The sequence below is a fragment of the Proteus sp. FME41 genome (genome assembly GCF_014897315.1).
GTDB lineage: Bacteria > Pseudomonadota > Gammaproteobacteria > Enterobacterales > Enterobacteriaceae > Proteus.
Map to the genome: position 1 here is coordinate 1 of NZ_JABUYL010000024.1, position 23,002 is coordinate 23,002.

The 23,002-nt window shown below is 39.6% G+C and carries 21 protein-coding genes and 1 pseudogene; 11 read left to right on the plus strand and 11 right to left on the minus strand.

What is annotated here, in order from left to right; translation table 11 throughout:
• The 7 genes and pseudogenes from INT04_RS16735 to INT04_RS16765 all read left to right on the plus strand — a co-directional run.
• Window positions 1-497: pseudogene (locus tag INT04_RS16735) on the plus strand (electron transport complex subunit RsxC); the annotation flags it as partial.
• 6 nt (window positions 498-503) lie between these two features.
• The gene (gene rsxD, locus INT04_RS16740) at window positions 504-1,580 is read left to right on the plus strand and encodes an electron transport complex subunit RsxD (RefSeq protein WP_193017239.1); all 1,077 of its coding nucleotides are present in this window, start codon (window positions 504-506) and stop codon (window positions 1,578-1,580) included.
• Between the two features lie 18 nt (window positions 1,581-1,598).
• Complete coding sequence (gene rsxG, locus INT04_RS16745) at window positions 1,599-2,225, plus strand: electron transport complex subunit RsxG (protein ID WP_193017240.1); 627 nt, start codon at window positions 1,599-1,601, stop codon at window positions 2,223-2,225.
• A gap of 1 nt (window position 2,226) precedes the next feature.
• A complete protein-coding gene (locus tag INT04_RS16750) occupies window positions 2,227-2,931 on the plus strand; it encodes an electron transport complex subunit E (protein ID WP_193017241.1) in 705 nt (234 codons plus the stop codon).
• A gap of 12 nt (window positions 2,932-2,943) precedes the next feature.
• Window positions 2,944-3,582 carry an endonuclease III gene (gene nth / locus INT04_RS16755; protein ID WP_193017242.1) on the plus strand — a complete coding sequence of 213 codons (639 nt, stop codon included), beginning with the start codon at window positions 2,944-2,946 and terminating at the stop codon, window positions 3,580-3,582.
• A gap of 113 nt (window positions 3,583-3,695) precedes the next feature.
• Entirely contained in the window at window positions 3,696-5,642 is a 1,947-nt protein-coding gene (locus INT04_RS16760) for an exoribonuclease II (protein ID WP_193017243.1), read from the plus strand.
• Window positions 5,643-5,825: 183 nt separating this feature from the next.
• Window positions 5,826-6,374, plus strand: coding sequence for an RNA 2'-phosphotransferase (locus tag INT04_RS16765; RefSeq protein WP_193017244.1), 549 nt, complete (start codon window positions 5,826-5,828; stop codon window positions 6,372-6,374).
• A 66-nt stretch (window positions 6,375-6,440) separates the two neighbouring features.
• Here the strand turns inward: INT04_RS16765 and INT04_RS16770 are convergent, their stop codons facing one another.
• The 6 genes from INT04_RS16770 to pgpB all read right to left on the minus strand — a co-directional run bounded on the left by INT04_RS16770 (window position 6,441) and on the right by pgpB (window position 10,520).
• A complete protein-coding gene (locus tag INT04_RS16770; RefSeq protein WP_193017245.1) occupies window positions 6,441-6,851 on the minus strand; it encodes a hypothetical protein in 411 nt (136 codons plus the stop codon).
• Window positions 6,852-6,952: 101 nt separating this feature from the next.
• Window positions 6,953-7,276, minus strand: a complete 324-nt coding sequence (gene yciH / locus INT04_RS16775; protein WP_193017246.1) for a stress response translation initiation inhibitor YciH — start codon at window positions 7,274-7,276, stop codon at window positions 6,953-6,955.
• Between the two features lie 88 nt (window positions 7,277-7,364).
• Window positions 7,365-8,096, minus strand: coding sequence for an orotidine-5'-phosphate decarboxylase (pyrF, locus tag INT04_RS16780; RefSeq protein ID WP_193017247.1), 732 nt, complete (start codon window positions 8,094-8,096; stop codon window positions 7,365-7,367).
• Between the two features lie 45 nt (window positions 8,097-8,141).
• A complete protein-coding gene (lapB, locus tag INT04_RS16785) occupies window positions 8,142-9,311 on the minus strand; it encodes a lipopolysaccharide assembly protein LapB (protein ID WP_193017248.1) in 1,170 nt (389 codons plus the stop codon).
• A gap of 12 nt (window positions 9,312-9,323) precedes the next feature.
• Entirely contained in the window at window positions 9,324-9,641 is a 318-nt protein-coding gene (locus tag INT04_RS16790; RefSeq protein ID WP_193017249.1) for a LapA family protein, read from the minus strand.
• A 159-nt stretch (window positions 9,642-9,800) separates the two neighbouring features.
• Window positions 9,801-10,520 carry a phosphatidylglycerophosphatase B gene (pgpB, locus tag INT04_RS16795; protein ID WP_193017250.1) on the minus strand — a complete coding sequence of 240 codons (720 nt, stop codon included), beginning with the start codon at window positions 10,518-10,520 and terminating at the stop codon, window positions 9,801-9,803.
• Between the two features lie 265 nt (window positions 10,521-10,785).
• Here pgpB and ribA point away from each other — a divergent pair, with 265 nt between their 5' ends.
• Both ribA and INT04_RS16805 read left to right on the plus strand, forming a co-directional pair.
• The gene (ribA, locus tag INT04_RS16800; RefSeq protein ID WP_193017251.1) at window positions 10,786-11,385 is read left to right on the plus strand and encodes a GTP cyclohydrolase II; all 600 of its coding nucleotides are present in this window, start codon (window positions 10,786-10,788) and stop codon (window positions 11,383-11,385) included.
• Between the two features lie 253 nt (window positions 11,386-11,638).
• Window positions 11,639-12,454: a MetQ/NlpA family lipoprotein gene (locus tag INT04_RS16805; protein ID WP_193017252.1), complete on the plus strand. Its 816-nt coding sequence runs from the start codon at window positions 11,639-11,641 to the stop codon at window positions 12,452-12,454.
• A 79-nt stretch (window positions 12,455-12,533) separates the two neighbouring features.
• On the opposite strand, the gene acnA is transcribed toward INT04_RS16805, so the two are convergent.
• On the minus strand, window positions 12,534-15,206 hold the full coding sequence (gene acnA, locus INT04_RS16810) for an aconitate hydratase AcnA (RefSeq protein WP_193017253.1): 2,673 nt from the start codon (window positions 15,204-15,206) through the stop codon (window positions 12,534-12,536).
• A 219-nt stretch (window positions 15,207-15,425) separates the two neighbouring features.
• Between acnA and INT04_RS16815 the strand changes: the two genes are divergently transcribed.
• Window positions 15,426-16,256, plus strand: coding sequence for a hypothetical protein (locus tag INT04_RS16815; protein WP_193017254.1), 831 nt, complete (start codon window positions 15,426-15,428; stop codon window positions 16,254-16,256).
• Between the two features lie 63 nt (window positions 16,257-16,319).
• On the opposite strand, the gene cysB is transcribed toward INT04_RS16815, so the two are convergent.
• From cysB to topA, 3 genes are all read right to left on the minus strand, one after another.
• Window positions 16,320-17,294 (minus strand): HTH-type transcriptional regulator CysB, encoded by a 975-nt coding sequence (gene cysB / locus INT04_RS16820; RefSeq protein WP_193017255.1) that lies wholly within the window; start codon window positions 17,292-17,294, stop codon window positions 16,320-16,322.
• Between the two features lie 238 nt (window positions 17,295-17,532).
• Window positions 17,533-18,057, minus strand: a complete 525-nt coding sequence (gene sodC / locus INT04_RS16825; RefSeq protein ID WP_193017256.1) for a superoxide dismutase family protein — start codon at window positions 18,055-18,057, stop codon at window positions 17,533-17,535.
• Window positions 18,058-18,210: 153 nt separating this feature from the next.
• Window positions 18,211-20,808, minus strand: a complete 2,598-nt coding sequence (gene topA, locus INT04_RS16830) for a type I DNA topoisomerase (RefSeq protein WP_193017257.1) — start codon at window positions 20,806-20,808, stop codon at window positions 18,211-18,213.
• 307 nt (window positions 20,809-21,115) lie between these two features.
• Here topA and INT04_RS16835 point away from each other — a divergent pair, with 307 nt between their 5' ends.
• The gene (locus INT04_RS16835) at window positions 21,116-21,364 is read left to right on the plus strand and encodes a YciN family protein (RefSeq protein WP_193017258.1); all 249 of its coding nucleotides are present in this window, start codon (window positions 21,116-21,118) and stop codon (window positions 21,362-21,364) included.
• 513 nt (window positions 21,365-21,877) lie between these two features.
• Here INT04_RS16835 and sohB read toward each other — a convergent pair.
• Window positions 21,878-22,924: a protease SohB gene (gene sohB, locus INT04_RS16840; RefSeq protein ID WP_193017259.1), complete on the minus strand. Its 1,047-nt coding sequence runs from the start codon at window positions 22,922-22,924 to the stop codon at window positions 21,878-21,880.
• Between the last annotated feature and the right edge of the window lie 78 nt (window positions 22,925-23,002).

The window sequence follows — 23,002 nt, forward strand, 5'->3', positions numbered from 1 at the left end:
CTGTTGAAAACGCTAAAGCCGAAGACGTCGATCCACGTAAAGCGGCCGTTGCTGCCGCATTAGCTCGTGTTAAAGCAAAGAAAGCACAGCAAGCCGCTGAAGCTACATCAATAATTGAAGCCCCTGTTGAAAACGCTAAAGCCGAAGACGTCGATCCACGTAAAGCGGCCGTTGCTGCCGCATTAGCTCGTGTTAAAGCAAAGAAAGCACAGCAAGCCGCTGAAGCTACATCAACAATTGAAGCCCCTGTTGAAAACGCTAAAGCCGAAGACGTCGATCCACGTAAAGCGGCCGTTGCTGCGGCATTGGCTCGCGTTAAAGCAAAAAAAGCACAGCAAGCCGCTGAAGCTACATCAACAATTGAAGCCCCTATTGAAAACGCTAAAGCCGAAGACGTCGATCCACGTAAAGCGGCCGTTGCCGCTGCTATTGCTAGAGTCAAAGCGAAAAAAGAAGCCGAACAGCGTCGTGCTAACGAAGAAGTTACCTTGGACTAATCACAGATGAAATTCAGACCAATACAGAATAACAACAGTAAATTAAAAATTGCGAGTTCCCCTTTTACGCATAATCAACAATCCACCAGCCAAGTCATGCTATGGGTAACATTGGCTGCACTGCCGGGGATCTTAAGCCAGATCTACTTCTTTGGCTTAGGTACGGTTTACCAAATCCTATTAGCCATTATCGTTGCACTTGTGGCTGAGACTGTCTGTGTAAAACTCAAAAAAGAAGATCCGCGACTTTATCTCAAAGATAATTCAGCATTGCTTACAGGGGTATTATTAGCAATTAGCATTCCACCTTTAGCACCATGGTGGATAATCGTCTTAGGGACCTTTGTTGCCATTGTTATCGCAAAACATATCTATGGCGGCTTAGGACAAAATCCATTTAATCCTGCAATGGTAGGTTATGTGGTTTTACTGATTTCATTCCCAGTACAAATGACATCATGGATGCCCCCTGTTGAATTACAAGCCGTCTCTTACAATGTCATGGACAGTTTAAGTATCTTCTTTACAGGCCATACGTCATCAGGACTAACCCTTGAAGATTTAAGACGCTCTGTTGATGGCATTACACAAGCAACACCTCTTGATAGTTTTAAAACTGGTTTATTAACACACTCTATTGATGACGTATTAGCGACACCTATTTTACAAGGTGAATTTGCTGGTATTGGCTGGCAATGGGTAAATGTGGCTTATTTAGTGGGCGGTTTAATCCTGCTTTATAAGCGCATTATTAGCTGGCATATCCCTGTTGCCATGATTTCTGTTTTAGCGTTGTGTTCAGTGATTAGTTGGGGCATCGATCCTACTCGTTACGCTCAGCCACTATTACACATTTTCTCAGGGGCAACCATGTTAGGAGCGTTCTTTATTGCGACCGATCCGGTTAGTGCCTCAACAACCCCTAAAGGCCGTTTAATTTATGCCGGTATGATTGGTTTATTAGTTTGGGTTATCCGTGTTTACGGTGGATATCCAGATGCCGTTGCCTTTTCCGTATTACTTGCCAATATCGCCGTACCTTTAATTGATAGCTATACACGCCCTCGTGTTTATGGGCATTAATGTGCCAAGGAGAAAATGATGATCGAAATATTAAAGCGTCATGGGCTAACATTAGCTATCTTTGCAGCTTGTACGACAGGTTTAACTGCCGTGGTATATCATTTAACCGCAGATAAAATTGCTCAACAAGTTGCGTTAGAAAAACAAAAATTATTGGATCAGGTGATCCCCCAATCTATCTATAACAATGATCTCTCTAAAGATTGTTATCTACTAACCGCCCCTGAATTAGGCAATACAAAACCTCATAAGCTTTATGTGGCTCGCTTCGATGGCAAGCCGGTTGCTGCCGCATTAGAATCTACGGCCCCAGATGGCTATTCAGGTGCGATTGAACTTCTTGTAGGGGCTGACTTTAAAGGTCATGTTCTTGGGGTACGTGTGACTGCGCATAATGAAACACCTGGGCTGGGTGATAAAATTGAAACACGTATTTCAGATTGGATCACGACACTGAGTAATAGATTCATTTCCAGTGAAAACGATCCGCACTGGGCAGTAAAAAAAGACGGTGGCGATTTTGATCAGTTCACTGGAGCCACGATCACCCCTCGCGCCGTTGTTAACTCATCAAAGCGTACGGTATGGCTAATGCAATCTTTACCTGAGAAACTAGACACACTGTCTGTCTGTGAGGCAAATTAATATGAACTCAATTAAAGAGCTCTTTTCACAAGGGTTATGGAAAAACAACTCTGCCTTAGTCCAATTACTTGGCCTGTGCCCTTTACTTGCTGTTTCTTCGACAGCCACGAACGCATTAGGGTTAGGGCTTGCGACAACATTAGTGCTATTTTGCACTAATGTAGCCGTTTCAAGTTTACGCCGTTGGGTTCCTTCTGAAATTCGTATCCCAATTTATGTTATGATAATCGCATCTGTCGTCAGTGCGGTACAATTGCTGATAAACGCATACGCCTATGGCTTATATCAATCACTGGGGATCTTCATTCCATTGATCGTCACCAACTGTATTGTTATTGGTCGTGCTGAAGCCTTTGCTGCTAAAAATGAAGTTTTTCCTTCTGCTGTTGATGGTTTAGCAATGGGATTAGGCGCAACTGCTGCGCTCTTTGTTTTAGGAGCAATACGTGAGGTTTTAGGGAATGGTACATTATTTGACGGTGCAGATTTACTATTAGGTGAATGGGCTCAAGTGTTAAGAATAGAGATAGTACATTTAGACTCACCCTTTTTACTTGCCATTTTACCACCGGGTGCTTTTATTGGTTTAGGCTTTATGTTAGCGGCAAAATACCTTATCGATGAAAGACAGAAAAAGCGCAGCGCTTTGACAACAAAAACTTACGAAAAAGAGCAAGGCTGTGGCAGTCATATTGTTAAAAATTAATTTGTGAGCATAATGAATCAAGCAAAACGTATTGAAATTCTAACTCGGTTGCGGGATAACAATCCGCAACCTACGACAGAGCTAAAATTTGACTCTCCGTTTGAACTATTGATCTCCGTGTTACTCTCTGCACAAGCAACCGATGTGAGCGTCAATAAAGCAACAGCTAAGCTTTATCCTGTTGCCAATACGCCAAAAGCAATCCTCACATTAGGGGTTGATGGCCTTAAGAAATATATTAAGACCATCGGCTTATATAATACAAAAGCTGAAAATGTGATTAAGACGTGTCAGATCTTAATCGATAAACATAACAGCAATGTTCCTGAAAACAGAGAAGCGCTAGAAGCCTTACCCGGTGTTGGTCGCAAAACAGCTAATGTAGTATTAAATACTGCCTTTGGCTGGCCAACAATCGCTGTCGATACACATATCTTTAGAGTGAGTAATCGTACTGGCTTCGCTCCGGGTAAAAATGTCAATGAAGTCGAGCAAAAGCTTTTAAAGGTTGTTCCGGCAGAATTTAAAGTTGATTGCCATCACTGGCTTATTCTTCATGGTCGTTATACCTGTATTGCACGAAAACCACGGTGTGGCTCTTGTATTATCGAAGATCTTTGTGAATTTAAAGAAAAAACAGATCCTGAATAAAAATTTGCTGATTTGTCTGTTTTTCTGATGCGATAGTACTTGCGTCGCTACACACAATCGAATAAAACTATTGCCCACTTTTATTATTAAAACTGCCGACTTTCCGGAAAAATATGTTTCAAGACAATCCGCTGCTTGCACAGCTAAAACAGCAACTCCATGCCCAAACACCGCGCGTGGAAGGCCTTGTAAAGGGAACAGATAAAGGCTTTGGCTTCCTTGAAGTTGATGGTCAGAAAAGCTATTTTATTCCCCCTCCGCAAATGAAAAAAGTGATGCACGGCGACCGAGTTATCGCTGCCGTTCATACAAATGGCGATAAAGAGTCGGTTGAACCCGAAGAGTTAGTCGAGCCATTCTTAACACGTTTTGTCGGCCGTATTCAGAAAAAAGAAGGTGATAACCGCCTGTGGATAATTCCAGATCACCCTCTACTAAAAGACGCCATCCCTTGCCGTCCCGCTCAAGGACTAACCCATAGCTTTGTCGATCAAGATTGGGCTGTTGCGGTTATGCGCCGTCACCCACTTAATAAAGGTGATAAAGGTTTTCAGGCTGAAATAACCGACTATATTACCGATAAAGACGATCATTTTGCCCCTTGGTGGGTAACCTTAATGCGTCATCAGCTTGAACGCGATGCGCCTGAAATGGGTAACGAGGAACTGACATTACATGATGCGTTACCTCGTGAAGATCTGACTTCTCTCTCCTTTGTCACTATTGATAGCGCATCAACAGAAGACATGGATGACGCACTCTTTATTCGTAAAGAAGAGAACGGTCAATTAACGCTATTTATCGCCATTGCCGATCCGACTGCTTATATCCTGCCAAACAGTGAATTAGATACGATTGCAGCACAACGTGCGCTGACTAACTATCTGCCAGGCTTTAATATCCCAATGCTGCCTCGTGAATTGTCAGATAACATCTGCTCATTACGCCCTAATGAAAAACGTCCTGCCTTAGTTTGCCAAGTCAGCATTGCTGAAGAAGGTGCATTACTTGAAGATATTCACTTTTATTCAGCGTGGGTAGAATCAAAAGCTAAATTGGTGTATGACCATATTTCAGATTGGTTAGAAGGCGGCAATGGTGATTGGAAACCTGAAAATGACATCGTTCATGAGCAAGTGATGTTATTAAAAGAGATGTGTGAAAAACGTCATGAATGGCGTGAACAACATGCTCTCGTCTTTAAAGAGCGTCCTGATTACCGCTTTATTCTGGATGAGGGTGGTCACGTATTAGATATCGTCGCTGAAAAACGCCGTATTGCAAACCGTATTGTTGAAGAGGCGATGATCACCGCGAATATCTGTGCAGCAAAAGTACTGGCGAAAAACTTAGGTTTTGGCGTTTATAACGTTCATACTGGTTTTGATCCACTTTATATTGACCAAGTGGTACAAACCTTAAAAGACAATGGCATTGAAACCACTTCTGAAAGTTTATTAACACTTGAAGGTTTCTGTACGTTACGTCGCGAACTTGATAGCCAGCCTAATCAATTCCTTGATAGCCGTATTCGTCGTTTTCAAAACTTTGCTGAAATTAAAACAGAGCCAGGCCCTCACTTTGGTTTAGGGCTAGAAGCCTACGCAACATGGACTTCACCTATTCGTAAGTACAGTGATATTTTAAATCACCGTTTACTGAAAGCAATTATCAGCAAAGAAAACGCCCAAAAACCACAAGACGAAGACGGTATCCGTATTGCGGAACGTCGTCGTGCTAATCGTATGGCTGAACGTGATGTAGGTGATTGGTTATATGCTCGTTTCTTAAAACCGTTTGCAGGGACTGAAACGCCATTTAACGCTGAAATTATCGATATTACGCGCGGTGGTATTCGTGTTCGTTTAGTTGAAAATGGCGCAGTAGCCTTTATTCCTGCACCATTCTTACATGCGGTACGTGATGAAATTCAATGTAGCCAAGAAACGGGTACAGTCATCGTTAAGGGTGAAGCTGCTTATAAGCTCAATGATATCATTCCAGTACACATTGAAGATGTAAAACTAGAAACACGCAATATCGTTGCTCGCCCTATCTAATTAGCCTGTAATCGGTATACAATAAAACGGGTAGTTCATTTTGAGCTATCCGTTTTTTATGTCTCTTATTTCTAGTAAAAATAAAGCTATAAATACAAAGAGTATAAAAAGGAAATATTTTTATGATGTTGCAGTGTTTTTCTTCACATTATAAATTTAATAAATAACTAATGGATTAAAGTAATGAAAGACAAAGTACAAATTAGCCGTTTTCTAAGCTATATCTTACGCCATGCACCTGAAAGCATCGGCTTATCCCTTGATGATCAAGGATGGGGTGAAATATCACAATTGATCCTGTTAGCACAGAAAAACGGCACGCCACTAACCCTTGAGCTCATTAACGATGTGGTAGAAACGAATGATAAAAAGCGTTTCGCGATTTCAGAAGATGGCCTTTTTATTCGTGCAGTTCAAGGACATTCTCTTAAAACCACGGTTGATTACCAACCGATTAATCCCCCCAAAATACTTTATCACGGCACAGCAACTCGCTTTATCGACAGTATTTTTAACCAAGGTTTAATTCCTAACGGTCGACAATATGTTCATCTTTCACAAGATAATCAAACCGCAGTGAATGTCGGTAATCGTCACGGGAAAGCCGTTGTTTTGACCATTGATAGTGAACAAATGTGTCATGATGGATTTGCATTTTATCAAGCTGACAATGGTGTATGGTTAACACTTACCGTGCCAGTGAAATATCTAACAATAAATGAGATAGAATAAAATGAATGCTAAAAAAATAGGTGACATTGTCACCTATCATATTCGTTATTTGTCTTTTATTAACGATTAATCTGGGTGACCCGTAATCGTTATTTTAGTACCTTTCTGATCTTCTTCTAACATAATTTCTGTAAAGCCCCCCGCAAACTGCTGTTCTATCATTAATTTTTTCGGATTTTCCCATTTATAATCAACCGTTACACTCTCTTCTGTGTACTCTTTCTGGATGTTATTATTCACGTTAACTGCTTTTTCAAGATAGGCTTCATCATGCTCGATCACATATTTTTCATACGCCTCTGTGATTGAAAGCCCCGTGTAAATACAATCTGTTATTGCCCCATATTCATAAACTTCATCCATTGTTTGCTCTGGTGATGAGCAATATTTATCATGGACTATCACTTTATCCATTTTGTTTTCTGCTAAAAGCGCAGAAGAATATAACAGTGTCGCTATCATCAAGTACGCTTTCATAAAGTACCTTTAAAAATATTTATCTTGAGTAATAAAAATGCGCCAATTTTAATAAAAATCAGCGCATCCTTTTTCATTTAATCTTCGACTCGGTAAAGAAATTAACCACCCGCTAGTTTGACTTTCATTCCTTTAGCTTCTAATAGCGATTTAATGACATCTCGTTTATCGCCTTGGATCTCAATTAAGCCATCTTTTACACTCCCACCACAGCCACATTTCTTCTTAAGTTCAGCCGCGAGTTTGGTTAATTCAGCATCATCAAGATCAAGCCCCGAAACCACACAAACACCTTTACCTTTACGTCCGCTAGTTTGACGTTGAATACGCACAATGCCATCCCCCGCAGGACGTGCTGGTTTTTGTTCTTCTTCTTTAATGCGACCCGCATCTGTGGAGTAAACCAAACGAGAGTTATTATCCATATTAAATTACATACCTTGTATATTCGTCATACTTCAAGTTGTTGCGTTGTTAACTGCGTTCATTCGTATTAGCTAGCGACACCTTGGATCATTTAGCTATAGAATGATTAATTTGTTGTAATGTTTCTAGTGGGTTATCACTACGTGTAATAGGACGGCCTATCACCATATAATCAACCCCTGCTGCAATGGCTTGTTCTGGTGTCATGACTCGACGCTGATCACCAACATCACTCCCTGCAGGGCGAATACCTGGTGTCACTAATAAGAAATCATCACCACAAATTTGTTTAAAACGTGTAGCTTCATGTGCGGAGCAAACAACACCATCAAGACCACACGTTTTTGTCAGCAACGCCAAGCGTTCTGCTTGTTCTGCGGGTGTTAATGTTATACCCAATTCAATCAAATCGGACTGATCCATACTCGTTAACACTGTTACTGCTGTTAAAAGTGGTGCGTCTTTGCCATAGGATACAAGGCTTTCTTTAGCCGCACGCATCATGCGGCTGCCACCACTTGCATGTACGTTCACCATCCATACACCTAAATCAGCCGCGGCAGCGACAGCTCTTGCTACAGTATTCGGAATATCATGAAATTTTAAATCTAAGAAAATATCGAAACCTTCTTTCTGTAACAGCGTAACAAATTGAGGCCCGAAACGGGTAAACATCTCTTTTCCGATTTTTAAACGACACGATGAGGGATCAATATGTTGTGCAAAAGCTAACGCACTTTTTTGGTCTTCATAGTCTAATGCCACAATAATGGGCGCACAGGAGAACTCGGGCGATTTTTTATCACGTTGAAATGACATTTTAGGGCCTTTATTTATAAAGAGACACTTAAAAAAGTGACATCGTCACTGACCATCTAACCCGCGAATCGGTTTAACGGTGTCCCATGAACGACAGGACGGACAATGCCAATATAATGCATGAGAGGTAAAACCACATTTGTGACAACGATAATCTGGTTTGGTTCTAATTTGCTCGCCAACCATATAGCGCAATAAAATAAGGCTCTCTTTAGCTCGACCTTCTTCTGCTTCGGCTAAATGGTAACGCATTAAACGATAAAAAAGTCGCATGGTAGGATGACGTTCTAATTGGCGATTAATATAAAGCTGAGCAGCTTCAATACCGTCTTTGGCTTCAATAATATCCGCAAGATAAAGTTCAGCAATCGCACCACTATTGCTATCAACGCATTGGCGTAAATAGGCCTCCCAACGAGAAGTATCACCTTGTGCTTGGAAACATTCAAAAAGCATAGGCAAGGTTTCACTGACCATCTCTTTATCTTGATCAATAACTTTCATCAGTACATCTATGGCTTTTTGTTTTTCATCCCGAGCAATATAAATGCGGCCATACATAATTGAAACACGGGCACAAAGAGGATCGGTTTGCCCTGCTTTCTGTAAGAAACCCAGCGCATTATCAAGATTATCACTGCTCATTTCTTGAAGTGCCAATTCACAATAAAAATGTGAAATTTGCTCTTTTAACTCATGTTGACCTAATTTTACCAATTTCTCCGCCGTTTCTATCGCTTTACTCCAATCACTGGTTAATTGGTAAATTGCCAGAAGCGACTGCAACGCACTTTGACGGAATTCTTGTTCATCAATAAGTTGCTGAAACATGTTTTCAGCGCGATCATAAACGCCCGCAGCGACATAATCGCGACCTAATTGTTGAACAGCAAGGAGACGTTGATCAAATGAGAGTGCTGCGCTTTCCATTAAAGATTGGTGAATACGAATAGCGCGTTCAACTTCACCGCGAGAGCGGAAAAGATTACCTAACGTGAGGTGGGCTTCAAAAGCAGAGCTGTCTTCTTTCAGCATTTCAAGAAAGAGGTCAACTGCTTTATCTTGTTGATCAGAAAGTAAGAAGTTAACCCCTGCTACGTATTCTCGTGACAGACGGTCGGCGTTCTGCTGTTTATCCTGTTGAGCGCCACGACGCCCCATATACCAGCCGTAAGCCGCTGCGACAGGTAATAACAGAAACAGCAATTCTAGCATCAGCTATCGTCCTTATTTCGTAGCAGAAGCAACCGTTGGGCGACTTTCTTGGCTTTCTTGTTTTGTTTGGACACTTTCAAGGCGTTTAATTTTACGTTTTGCGCGGCCTAATGACAAACGAGTACGTAAATAAAAAACACCACTGACAATCCAACCAAGGACAAAGCCAACACCAAACAGCGTAGCTAATAAGGTAGAAATACGATATTCACCTTGTGCAATAAGGTAATTAAATGTGACTACCTGATCGTTATTTGCGCCTAAAGTCATGGCTATCACCACGATGGCAAAAACAAGAATAACCAAAATAAAAAGTAGGACTTTTTTCACATTATTTCCTTTTTTATTCTCTTTTCTTTAGTGGACAGATAAAGGTAGCATTTTCACTGCGCACAAAGAAAGTCATTTCTTAGAATCAACTGATTTTCGTATATTTTTTCACATAAAAACTGAAAAAGACATTCTATATCTCAAAAATAAGGGCTATCGTCAGGATTTGAGCCATAAACGCCGCTCAATGACCTTAAATGCACACCAAACCAGCACAGTACTAATAAGAATACCGACAATCACATCAGATGCCCAGTGCATTCCCAACACAATACGCCCTGCCGTGACATCAATTCCCCATAATAACCCGAGTGTTGCTAAAAAATAATGACGACGCAACATAAAAAGGACAAAAACAAACAAAGCCAGTGTTGCGGCAAATAAACTATGACCTGATGGAAAAGCATAACCCGTTTCTGCTTTCCAATGTTTAAGTTGCCATGCGGGGATCACAGGAGAATTTGCTAATCCATCTTGTAACCTTTGTTCCCGTTCAGACCTTGAAACCTGATAGAAAGTATCCGGTGTAATGTGTAAATTTTCACTGACCCAAACCACATAAGGACGAGGTTCTTTTACTGTATTTTTAACGACGACTTTAATTAACTGCCCGACAGCCAAAGTAACAACGATAATCAGAGCCAATTGAATAAAGTTATTTCGTTTTAATTTAAGGACAAAAAAGAATAATGCTAACAATACAATGACCGTTAACGCTCCCCAAGGCTTTGCTGCGCTATCAGCTACCCACAATGTACTGATACCGCCTAAAGGGTGATCAGTAGGTCGCCATTGCCAGCCTAATATAAATACCGTCACGGGTGTAATTAAGAGCACTATACAGCCTAATAAAATTAACTTTGTTATTTGCTTATCCAATATTTCACCCCTTAATTAATACACGAAATACCTTTCGTTTACGTTTAAAGATTATCAGTATAAACGATGCAAGTTTAGCAAAAAATCATTATGCACTCTGGCTCAAAATCTGATAATTTGTGGAGGTGTGGTTTTATAAGTGTGTGTTATCCATTTCCTTGTCTATCAAACATGGAAGTATTTCAGTGTTTTATTTCTCTTTGTTCTCATTATAAAGTGTATAGTATTGAACGAGAGTATCACCTGAAATTATGAGTCAAAAATAATGAAATTAAGACGTATCGCAGAAGCAAAACTACCGACGCCTTTTGGTGAGTTTTTAATGGTAGGTTTTGAAGAAATCGCAACAGGAAAAGATCATGTCGCCCTTATCTATGGCGATATTTCAGGCTCAGAGCCTGTATTATCTCGAATCCATTCAGAATGCTTAACGGGTGACGCCCTGTTTAGTTTACGTTGTGACTGTGGTTTTCAACTTGAAGCCGCACTTTCGCAAATAAGCAAAATAGGTCGTGGTGTCTTGCTTTATCATCGCCAAGAAGGCCGTAACATTGGTTTGCTGAATAAAATACGAGCTTATGCACTACAAGATAAAGGATTAGATACCGTTGAAGCTAATCTAGAATTAGGTTTTAAGGCTGATGAGCGTGATTTTACTCTTTGTGCTGATATGTATAACCTGTTGGGTGTTCATGAAGTTCGGTTATTAACCAATAATCCGAAAAAAATTGAGATCATGAAGGCAGCAGGTATCAATGTTATCGAACGCGTTCCTTTAATTGTCGGACGTAACCCAAGCAATGCGCATTATCTTGATACTAAAGCGGATAAAATGGGGCATCTCTTATTTAAGAAAGCGCAGTAATAAAGCCGATAACACAGCATTAATTATTTTCAAATCCGAGCCTAAATCACTCGGATTTTTTTATTAATCACTTTTAGCTTACCTCTTTGTTATATCACTATTTATTGTTTTTCTTCCTTTTATATTCAGCGTTTCTTTCCTCTTTTTTCACCATTAAATTATATCATGTGAATATTTATCATATGCGATTTCATTGACTATCTATCTGATTTTCAGTTATTTTTCAATAAATAAATTTTGATAGGAATACATTATGCCATTGCATTTTTCTGGTAGGGCTTTCGGTGCACTTTTACTTATAAGTACATTATTAACAGGCTGTGATAACAATGATAAAAGCGGTCATTCAATTAAGGTCGGAGTCATTAACGGTGCTGAACAAGATGTCGCAGAAATAGCGAAAAAAGTCGCAAAAGAAAAATATGGCTTAGAGGTTGAGTTGGTTGGTTTTAGTGGCTCATTATTGCCTAATGACCCAACTGCGAATAAAGAGTTAGATGCCAATGTCTTTCAGCATCGTCCTTTTCTTGCGCAAGATAATCAATCTCGTGGTTATAATTTAGTGGCTGTGGGAAATACTTTTGTTTTCCCTATGGCGGGCTATTCAACAAAAATTAAGCACCCTTCTGAGTTAAAGGCTGGCGATACTATTGCTGTTCCTAACGATCCCACCAATTTAGGTCGTGCTTTATTGTTATTACATAAAGAAAAACTGATCACATTAAAACCTAATAGCGGCTTGCTACCCACAGCCCTCGATATTATTGATAATCCACTTACGTTGAAAATCATGGAGCTAGAAGGTGCGCAATTACCCCGCGTTTTAAGCGATCCTAAAGTTACTGTTGCCATTATTAGCACGACCTATATTCAGCAAATAAATTTATCACCAATCAAAGACAGCATTTTTATTGAAGATAAAAACTCCCCTTACACCAATATTATTGTGGCAAGAGAAGATAATAAAGAATCTGATAATATTCGTGACTTTATTAAAGCCTATCAATCACCCGAAGTTGCTACTGCAGCTGAAACTATTTTTAACGGCGGAGCCATTCAAGGCTGGTAATAAGTTATACGTTATTACCAAATAAAAACGCCCCATTTTTTTATAATGAGGCGTTTAATTTACAACAGCAAAAATCTAATTAAAGCATATTACGAATAACGTAATGCAATATGCCTCCGTGTTGGAAATAAGCCAGTTCAGTTTGCGTATCAATACGACAACGTGCCATCACCGTTTCACGGCGATTATCAGCGAACGTAATACTAACTTCGACATCTTGGCTCGGTGTTAATGCATTAAGTCCGGTAATTTCAATTTTCTCATCCCCTTTTAAACCTAATGTTTGACGTGTAACACCTTCAGGGAATTCTAACGGTAAAACGCCCATACCAATTAAATTAGAACGGTGAATACGCTCAAAAGATCCCGCAATAACAACACGTACACCTAATAAACGCGTTCCTTTTGCTGCCCAATCTCGACTAGAACCTGAACCATACTCACTCCCTGCTATAATCGCCAGTGGGGTGTTTTCTTGCTGATAACGCATCGCCGCATCATAAATGGCTAATGTTTCACCCGTTGGAATATGCTTGGTAAAACCGCCTTCAATTCCCGGTACCATTTCGTTACGAATACGGATATTGGCAAAGGTGCCTCGCATCATGACTTCATGGTTACCACGTCTAGAACCATAGGAGTTAAAGTCTTTTGGTTCGACTCCATGCTCACGTAAATAACGTCCTGCTGGACTATCGGCTTTAATATTACCCGCAGGTGAAATATGGTCGGTTGTCACCGAATCACCTAATATTGCCAAAATACTGGCTTGGTGAATATCGTTAATCGGTGCGGGTGTTTTCGTCATACCATCAAAAAAAGGAGGACGACGAATATAAGTCGAATCGGCTTGCCAAGTATAAACGGGTGTATTCTGTGTTTTTAGTGATTTCCACGTTTCATCACCTTCAAACACAGCGGAATACTCTTTATGGAACATCTCGGTTTTCACTTTCTCAACCGCTTCTGCAATGGCTTTACTGTCTGGCCAAATATCTTTTAAATAAACCGGATTACCTTGTTTATCTTCACCCAATGATGCTGTTGTTAAGTCAATATTCATATTCCCTGACAACGCATAAGCGACCACCAAAGGTGGTGATGCAAGCCAGTTGGTTTTGACTAAGGGGTGAATTCGGCCTTCAAAGTTACGGTTACCTGATAAAACAGCCGCAATAGTTAAGTCATTGTCTTTAATTGCACGTTCAATCGGCGCTAATAAAGGCCCTGAGTTACCAATACAAGTAGTACATCCATATCCCACCAGATTAAAACCTAGTTCATCTAAATAGGGGGTTAATCCCGCAAGATTAAGGTAGTCGGTCACCACTTTAGATCCTGGGGCTAATGAAGACTTCACCCAAGGTTTACGCTGTAATCCCTTTTCTACCGCATTTTTAGCCAGCAATCCCGCAGCCATTAAGACATTCGGGTTTGAAGTATTAGTACAAGATGTAATCGCCGCAATCACAACCGCACCATCCGTTAATTCAAATGCAGGATAATCATCAATTTTTACTTGAGGGGGCAGTGCCAAGGGTTTCTTATTGGTTTCAAGTTCAACTGCCGCTTTAAATGCATTAGGAACACTTGGCAAATTAACTCTATCTTGAGGGCGTTTAGGCCCTGCAAGGCTTGCTTCTACTGTTCCCATGTCAAGTGATAAGGTTGAGGTGAAAATAGGTTCATCACCTGCATAGCGCCATAATCCTTGATCTTTACTATACGTTTCAACTAACGCAATTTCTTGCGCTTCACGCCCTGTTAAGCGCAAATAATCAAGCGTAATATCATCAATGGGGAAAAAACCACAGGTTGCCCCATATTCTGGTGACATATTGGCAATGGTTGCACGATCGGCTAGCGGTAATGATGCTAAACCGTCACCATAAAACTCTACAAATTTACCCACCACACCATGGGCACGTAGCATTTGTGTGACGGTTAATACCAAATCAGTTGCAGTGATCCCTTCGCGCAATTTTCCTGTTAGTTTGAAACCAACAACATCAGGAATTAACATAGAGATTGGTTGGCCTAACATTGCTGCTTCAGCTTCAATACCTCCGACGCCCCAACCTAAAACACCTAAGCCGTTTATCATGGTGGTGTGCGAATCTGTTCCCACCAGCGTGTCAGGATAAGCAATGTACCGGCCATTTTTCTCTTCAGACCAAATCGCTTTACCTAAATATTCAAGATTAACTTGATGGCAAATTCCTGTACCGGGTGGCACGACACGAAAACGTTCAAAGGATTGTTGACCCCAGCGTAAGAAAAGGTAGCGTTCATAGTTACGCGCCATTTCTATTTCAACATTTTCAGCAAAGGCGTTTTTACTGGCGTATTCATCAACCATCACGGAATGGTCAATCACTAAATCGACAGGTGATAATGGATTCACTTTATCCACTTGCCCACCTAATGATTTCACCGCTTCACGCATCGCAGCTAAATCAACAACAGCGGGCACACCTGTAAAATCTTGCATAAGCACCCTTGCAGGTCGATACGCAATTTCACGTGATGCATGTGCTGTTTTTTGCCACTCAACGAGTGCCTTAATATCCTCTTCAACAACAGTATCATTGTCGAGATACCGCACTAAGTTTTCTAACAGCACCTTCAGAGATTTGGGAAGACGAGTAATATCGCCTAATTGACGAGCAACTTCGGTAAGACGGTAATATTCATACTCACGAGATCCAACCAACAGCGTGGAATGGCTCTCTTTTTTCAAGCGTAACGACATAGCGCCTCCTTATTATTTTTATACTGACAGCATGTTTAAACTATCAAAATAGGTAAGGTTATTTATTAAACATATCATATAACGCCGAATTTCGCTTAAAGACCACACAATTTGTTAACGTAATGTTATGGGTGTCATAGTCTTAATAAATTTTAATCTCTCAATTTTTGTCTAAGAAGGATTTAATAGCTGGGGGATAACTGTGTAAGGATAATATCTATGAATAATAAACAATCTGACTTACTTAATAACATTATGAACGCCGATCGCTATTTTTCTGAGCCGGTCATGCCGCCTTTTCCACAAGCTTTAACGGTAAATTCATTACTTTCTCAAAATATAAAAGACACAGAAGGATTAGTTCAATTTATTATTGCCTCTCCTAAACCTTTAAAGTCCATAGAAATAAACAAAATGGCACAACTTAAAAATATCCAAATGGGCCTTATTTCTATTATGGCAAACCACCTTTCCGCATTAAAAAAAGAGGATAACGACGCCTATTATTGCCCTGAGCATTGGTTAAACACATTAAATCATCTTCCCCTTTTGGGACAAAACAAAGTCGAAACAAAAAAGCTTCATAAACAGACATTTGATTTTTCTATTGCTCAAGCTTTTATTCAGTTGTTACTTGGCGCAACGATTAATACCACATCCCCCGCATTAAGCGAGTTTGTTGATTTTTTACGTAGCCAAGGGCAACAAATCGAAATTGGCTTACGCAAATCATTAGATAGCTATCAAACCATTACAATTGCAGGAGTCACAGAGATATTGAATCATAATAATCACCTTATTTTTATCCCAAAATTAAAAATATTGAGCTTACGTTTTTCATATCAATCAGCAAAAATGTTACTTGCCAGTTGTATTGGCCGTAAATTCACGATTTCTTTAGAATACACCTCTATTACCTCTATTTTTGATGCTAGTGCACTGGATGAACCACTGATTAATCAGCAGTTTTATGATTTTTTAAATAAGTATCGTCAACTCAGTATTGCAAAATCTGATGCTTTTTTTAGTGGGGATTTTTATTTGAAGTGAAAAAGAACAATATGTTGGCTTTAGAATATGCTTGAAGGCGGGAAAACCCCGCCTTTCAGTATGTTAGACTAACGGTAATTCTATATCTTTAAATAAGGCTTCAATTTCATCGTTAGATCGTAATGCGCTGGCCTGCTCAATTAAATTGCGAGTAAGATGAGGCGCAAAACGCCACATAAAATCATACATATAGCCACGTAAAAAACCACTACGGCGAAATGCAATTTTAGTGGTGCTGTAGCTAAATTTATCACGCATATCAATGGCAACTAAATCGCTATCAAGCACAGGATCAAACGCCATGCTGGCAATCACACCAATACCTAAATGCAGTCTCACGTAGGTCTTAATAACATCTGCATCCGTTGCTGTGAAAACAATTTTAGGCTTTAGCCCTACTTTACCAAAAGCATCATCAAGATCAGAACGCCCTGTAAAACCTTGGGTATAGGTTACGATATCGTAATTAGCCAGCTCTTTAAGCGTCACTTCTCGTTTTTGTGCTAAGGGGTGATCTTTCGATACCACCACAATACGATTCCAGCGATAACAAGGAAGCATCACTAAATCGTTATAAAGATGCAGTGATTCTGTCGCGATAGCAAAATCACTTTTACCTCTGCATACATCTTCGGCAATTTGTGTTGGCGAACCTTGGTTCATATGCAATGAAACATCAGGATAACGTTCAATAAATCCTTTTATCACAGGCGGTAAGACATAACGTGCTTGTGTATGTGTTGTGGCGATAGACAGTGAGCCCCTATCAGGATAAGTGTGCTCACCTGCGGCTGAGCGAATCGCTTCTGTTTTTGATAAAATTTCACGAGACAGCCTGACAATCTCTTCACCGGCAGGTGTCACGTGCGTTAAATGCTTACCACTACGCGAAAATACTTGTATCCCTAACTCATCTTCTAACATGCGAATTTGTTTACTTATTCCCGGTTGAGATGTATACAAACGCTCTGCGGTAGTTGATACATTTAAATCGTTATTCACTACTTCAACGATATAACGTAACTGCTGTAATTTCATAGAGAGGCTATCCCTTCAACAAAAGACTTATTATTCTGTTATTCTATTTATATTCATATAACTAAAAAGAATAATAAAGATGTAATATATAACCACTATATCACTTATTTCATTTCGGTCTAACGTAATTCATAGGGTTATTTAGGTTTTGTTATATCTAATTGTTATAAGCTATACATTAAGTATAAAAAAAGCTGACTTAAAGTCAGCTTATATTTAAGAATACTCTGGCATTACATTATTTAATAACACCACATGCCATTCTTGCACCACCACCACCTAGGGCTTCTGGATTATCAGAATAGTTATCGCCACCAACATGAACCATAATCGCTTTATCCTTCACTTGCTCAAGCTTAGTGAGTTTAGGTGCTAATACGGCGTAATCAGCAATACCTTTATCGTTAACAACCAATCCTGGTAAGTCACCAAGATGTCCTTCTTTATTATAAGGCCCCAAGTGAACACCTTTATTTTCAGGATCTAAATGTCCACCCGCTTTTAAAGCAGGAACAGGTTTTCCCTCTTTTATATCAGGCTCACAAGAACCATTCGCATGAAGGTGAAAACCATGAACACCAGGCGTTAAACCTGTTAGTTTCGGCGTAAATAACAGCCCGTAGTCAGTTTCAGTGATAGTGACAACACCAATATCGTTGCCTGCACCGGTAGGAAGCGCTTCTTTTAACGTGACATCTAATGTTGCAGCACTTGCAACAGACGTAAAGAGTAAGCCAGATAGTAACCAAGGCGTCAGTTTCATAGTATCTCCGTCTTATTATTAACAAAGTAAAATATTAGACAAATAGAAATTAACCATTAATACTGTTTCAATGTACGCTAATAGCATATCTTCTTGATGCAAAAAAAGCGACTAACTCACATTAGTCGCTTTTCTTATCACACCATGTCAATGTTATTTGGTTTTTTCAACCCACTTACCATCAACATAAAATGCAGACCAGCCTGTTGCTTTGCCTTCTTTCTCAGAAGAAACATATTGTTGTTTAGTCTTACGACTAAAACGTACAATCGTTGGATTACCGTCAGGATCAGCCACTGGCGCTTCAGCTAAATAACGCATTTTTTCAGCTAAGCGATCTTTGAAGCGAACTAACTCTTCTACTTTGGGTGCGCGTGTTTCCCTTGATTTAGGGAACGTGTTTGCGGCTAAGAATACACCTGCTGCACCGTCACGTAATACAAAGTATGCATCTGATTTTTCACACAGTAATTCAGGAAGTGGAACAGGATCTTCCTTTGGAGGTGCAATTTCACCGCTTTTTAAAATTTTTCGGGTATTTTTACACTCATCATTAGTACAACCCATGTATTTACCAAAACGCCCCATTTTTAGGCGCATTTCAGAACCACATTTATCACACTCAATGACAGGCCCTTCATAACCTTTTAAGCGGAATTCACCTTCTTCGACATCATAACCATCACATGCTGGATTATTACCACAAACATGTAATTTACGATGTGTATCGATAAGGTAGCTGTCCATTGCAGTCCCACATTTCGGGCAACGGCGACGTGCTCGTAATGCATTAGTCTCTGCATCTTCCCCTTCAAGAATATTCAGCAATTCATCTTCAGGGATAAGGTTTATCGTTTGTTTACAACGCTCTTTAGGTGGCAATGCATAACCAGAACATCCTAAGAATACTCCCGTTGTTGCCGTTCTAATTCCCATATGACGGGAACATGTCGGACACTCAATAGAGGTAATTACCATCGGATTTGGTCGCATACCGCCTTCTTCGGGATCTTTTTCAGCAACACTTAATTGCTGACTAAAATCAGTGAAAAATGCGTCTAATACCGATTTCCAGTTCTCTTCTTTATTAGCAACATGGTCGAGGTGATCTTCCATTTGCGCAGTAAAATCGTAATTCATTAAATCGCTAAAATTCTCTTCTAAGCGATCAGTAACAATTTCACCCATTTTTTCAGCATAAAAACGACGGTTTTCAACTTTTACGTAGCCACGATCTTGAATAGTCGAAATGATCGAAGCATAAGTTGAAGGACGACCAATACCCCGTTTTTCTAATTCTTTAACTAATGTTGCTTCACTAAAACGTGCTGGTGGCTTGGTAAAGTGCTGAGTAGGTTCTAACTCAGCTAACGCGAGTTTTGCGCCTACATCAACAGCAGGTAAGGTTTTATCCTCATCTTTATTGCGCATCGCAGGCATGACTTTCGTCCAACCAGCAAAACGTAACGTACGGCCTTTAGCTCGTAATTTATAATCTCCTGATTCAACCGTTAATGTTGTTGAATCATATTTTGCTGGTGTCATTTGACAAGCAACAAATTGATTCCAAATCAGTTGATATAAACGTTTAGCATCGTTATCCATATCTTTTAAAGATTCAGAGATAACATTGATATCGGAAGGACGAATAGCTTCGTGCGCTTCTTGAGAGTTCTCTTTGTTCGAATAAACGTTTGGCTCTTTAGGTAAATACTTCGCCCCAAACTGCTCATGAATATAATCACGCGCCATTTGAATTGCATCCTGACTTAAGTTAGTCGAGTCAGTACGCATATAGGTAATATAACCTGCTTCATAAAGGCGTTGAGCTAACATCATTGTCTTTTTCACACCAAAGCTTAAGCGCGTACTTGCCGCTTGCTGTAAAGTTGATGTGATAAGAGGAGCACTGGGTTTACTTGATGTTGGTCTGTCTTCACGATCTTTAACCGTGAAAGTTGCATTTTTTAATGCGTTAACTGCAACATGAGTTTCATCAGATGAAACTGGATTGAAGCTTTTATCATTATAATGCGTGACTTCCATACGCAAAGTTTGTTCATCTGGCGTTAGCAATGATGCGTGTAATTGCCAATATTCTTCAGGAACAAAGGCTTTTATTTCACGTTCACGCTCAACCAAAAGACGAACAGCAACAGATTGCACACGGCCAGCAGATAAACCACGAGCAACTTTTTTCCAAAGCAAAGGTGAAACCATATAGCCCACAACACGATCCATAAAACGACGTGCTTGTTGCGCGTTAACGCGATCTATATTGAGCTCACCGGGTGTTTGGAATGCTTGTGTAATCGCATTTTTAGTGATTTCGTTAAAAACTACTCGACTAAATCTTTCATCATCACCGCCGATAACTTCGCGTAAATGCCACGCGATAGCTTCTCCTTCGCGGTCAAGGTCCGTTGCGAGATAGATATGATCAGCTTTCTCAGCCAATGCTTTTAGTTCAGCCACAACTTTTTCTTTGCCAGGTAGAATTTGATAATTCGCATTCCACCCATTGTAGGGATCAACTCCCATACGGCTGACTAAGGCTGATTTCTCATCCTTTTTAACTTTTTTTACGCCTTTCGTGGCGGATGAGGTTTCGCTCTTCTGGCTGCCAGAACCACTCTTGGGCAAATCACGAATGTGACCCACGCTAGATTTAACCACGTAGTCATTGCCAAGATATTTATTGATCGTTTTGGCTTTAGCCGGGGACTCCACGATAACAAGAGCTTTACCCATAATTACCTTTACCTAATTAAACTTTGTTATGACGGTATTGTTTAATACCCTCAACTAAAAAAATGTTTAAAATCTCTTTTTTATATTGCGTTAGTTTTGCAATATATCAACCTGTTTTTATTCAAAGCTTTTGTTCGAGCTCAAAACTCGTTACTTTTTTTGAGGTATTTTAATCACCTCACTGCTTTAATCGGGTAACAGGCACATCCTATTTGCTACATATAGAGTAGCTAAGGTTTTAAAAATGCCACACTCTACCTGATAAAAAGTGATGCGCAACAAATTATTTTTCTAAGGAGCACAAATTATGTCAACACAAACTACACCTATTACCACTGAGATGCTACTTGAAAAAGCGAATGAAATCATACGTGAACATGAAGATTATTTACAAGGCATGCGTGCTGACTCAGTCGAGCAAAAAGGAAATGTCCTCGTATTTAAAGGTGAATTTTTTTTAGATGAGCAGGGTTTGCCTACCGCAAAAAGCACTGCAGCGTTTAACATGTTTAAACATTTAGCTCATGTCCTCTCTGATAAATACCATTTAGCATAAGTGGCTTTAGGAATTATTTTGTATTTATGACAAGATTTAATTTTCTAATCATTAATCGATAATCCAAAAAAAGATCTGACATGCCAGTTATTGCAGTTTTACAATCACAATGACTGGCATAATTAATCAAATTCAAAGAATAAAAAATCAATTAAAGATAAGCGAATTTATTTTCTTTTATCTTAATTTTAAGATTACACCTACCTATCAATACAATCAGTAATATCAATTATTTTTATTTTACTTTTATCGCTATATTACTGTTTCCTAGAAAGAGGAAAGCGTTACCCTGTTGTTGTTAATTAATATCAATTATCTCTTTGATAGCCAGTGAGTCATTCACTGGCTTTTTTTATTCTCATTAAGATAATATTTTCTTGGAACAAATCGTTAAGATCGCCGACAGGCAAAGAGAATAATTATTGATTGGCAGAAAAGACGTGAGGTAACGATACTCAGTAATAAGGTTCAAATACTCAGTATCGCTAATATGGTTTTTTTAGTTTCTACTCATTACAGCAATGGTTTTTTACTTCGTTGTACCCAACGCATCATCAGTTTATCAACACTTTCCATTGCGCCACCTGTAACACGCTCAACCATTTTCTTTTTGATAACATATTGAACAGAGAATACTTCGAAGTCGTTAATATGATTGATTAACCAATCATCGCTTACACCCACTTCATCAATTAGGCCTTTATTCAACGCTTCTGTGCCGTACCAATATTCTCCAGTTGCAACACTATCGATATCAAGTTGGGGGCGATATTTATGTACAAAAGCTTTAAATAATAGATGAGTTTCATTTAAATCTTGTTTAAATTTCTCACGACCTTCTTCTGTGTTTTCGCCCAATAAAGTTAATGTACGCTTATATTCACCCGCAGTATGTAACTCGACATCGATATCATTTTTCTTCAATAATCGATGAATATTCGGAATTTGAGCGACAACGCCAATCGAACCAATAATAGAAAAAGGTGCAGCAACAATTTTATCCGCAACACAAGCCATCATATAACCACCACTTGCCGCTACTTTATCGACAACGGCCGTCAGCTTAATACCCTTTTCTTTTAATCGCGTTAATTGAGCGGCTGCTAATCCATATCCATGAACCATGCCCCCAGGACTTTCTAAACGCAGTAAAACTTCATCGCCCGTTTGGGCAACAGAAAGAATAGCACTGATTTCTTCGCGTAATGCACCCACTTCGTGGGCATCCATACTACCGTTGAAATCAAGGACATACAAACACGGTTTTATAACCCCCTTTTTACCTTCCTTCGCATTGTTTTTACTTTGTTTATTTTCTTTTTTCTGCTGTTTTTTAAACGCTTTATACCAGACTTTTAACTCAGCATCGTCCATTCTCGCTTGCTGCATTACTCGCTGTTTTTCTTCGTAAGCTTCAGCAAGATCGGTTACTTTTAAGGTGCCTTTTCGATTTTGTTTTTTATTTCCAATTACGATAAAAAACAACACAATAGCGATGATAGCCACGACAACCGTGGCAATCTCTGCTAAAAATAATCCATATTGCAAAATATACTCCACAAAGACCTCTTTTTAAGGTTAATAACACTGACTAAAATCAATATGCCTAGTTTAACGAAATTCTGCTTTAGCGCCAGC

Coding starts and splice junctions, on each gene's coding strand:
- nth (WP_193017242.1), top strand. CDS start 2,944: ATGAATCAAGCAAAACGTATTGAAATTCTAACTCGGTTGCGGGATAAC.
- ribA (WP_193017251.1), top strand. CDS start 10,786: ATGAAATTAAGACGTATCGCAGAAGCAAAACTACCGACGCCTTTTGGT.
- acnA (WP_193017253.1), bottom strand. CDS start 15,206: ATGTCGTTACGCTTGAAAAAAGAGAGCCATTCCACGCTGTTGGTTGGA.
- cysB (WP_193017255.1), bottom strand. CDS start 17,294: ATGAAATTACAGCAGTTACGTTATATCGTTGAAGTAGTGAATAACGAT.
- INT04_RS16750 (WP_193017241.1), top strand. CDS start 2,227: ATGAACTCAATTAAAGAGCTCTTTTCACAAGGGTTATGGAAAAACAAC.
- INT04_RS16760 (WP_193017243.1), top strand. CDS start 3,696: ATGTTTCAAGACAATCCGCTGCTTGCACAGCTAAAACAGCAACTCCAT.
- rsxG (WP_193017240.1), top strand. CDS start 1,599: ATGATCGAAATATTAAAGCGTCATGGGCTAACATTAGCTATCTTTGCA.
- INT04_RS16765 (WP_193017244.1), top strand. CDS start 5,826: ATGAAAGACAAAGTACAAATTAGCCGTTTTCTAAGCTATATCTTACGC.
- INT04_RS16815 (WP_193017254.1), top strand. CDS start 15,426: ATGAATAATAAACAATCTGACTTACTTAATAACATTATGAACGCCGAT.
- topA (WP_193017257.1), bottom strand. CDS start 20,808: ATGGGTAAAGCTCTTGTTATCGTGGAGTCCCCGGCTAAAGCCAAAACG.
- pyrF (WP_193017247.1), bottom strand. CDS start 8,096: ATGTCATTTCAACGTGATAAAAAATCGCCCGAGTTCTCCTGTGCGCCC.
- lapB (WP_193017248.1), bottom strand. CDS start 9,311: ATGCTAGAATTGCTGTTTCTGTTATTACCTGTCGCAGCGGCTTACGGC.
- INT04_RS16770 (WP_193017245.1), bottom strand. CDS start 6,851: ATGAAAGCGTACTTGATGATAGCGACACTGTTATATTCTTCTGCGCTT.
- INT04_RS16805 (WP_193017252.1), top strand. CDS start 11,639: ATGCCATTGCATTTTTCTGGTAGGGCTTTCGGTGCACTTTTACTTATA.
- sodC (WP_193017256.1), bottom strand. CDS start 18,057: ATGAAACTGACGCCTTGGTTACTATCTGGCTTACTCTTTACGTCTGTT.
- yciH (WP_193017246.1), bottom strand. CDS start 7,276: ATGGATAATAACTCTCGTTTGGTTTACTCCACAGATGCGGGTCGCATT.
- INT04_RS16835 (WP_193017258.1), top strand. CDS start 21,116: ATGTCAACACAAACTACACCTATTACCACTGAGATGCTACTTGAAAAA.
- rsxD (WP_193017239.1), top strand. CDS start 504: ATGAAATTCAGACCAATACAGAATAACAACAGTAAATTAAAAATTGCG.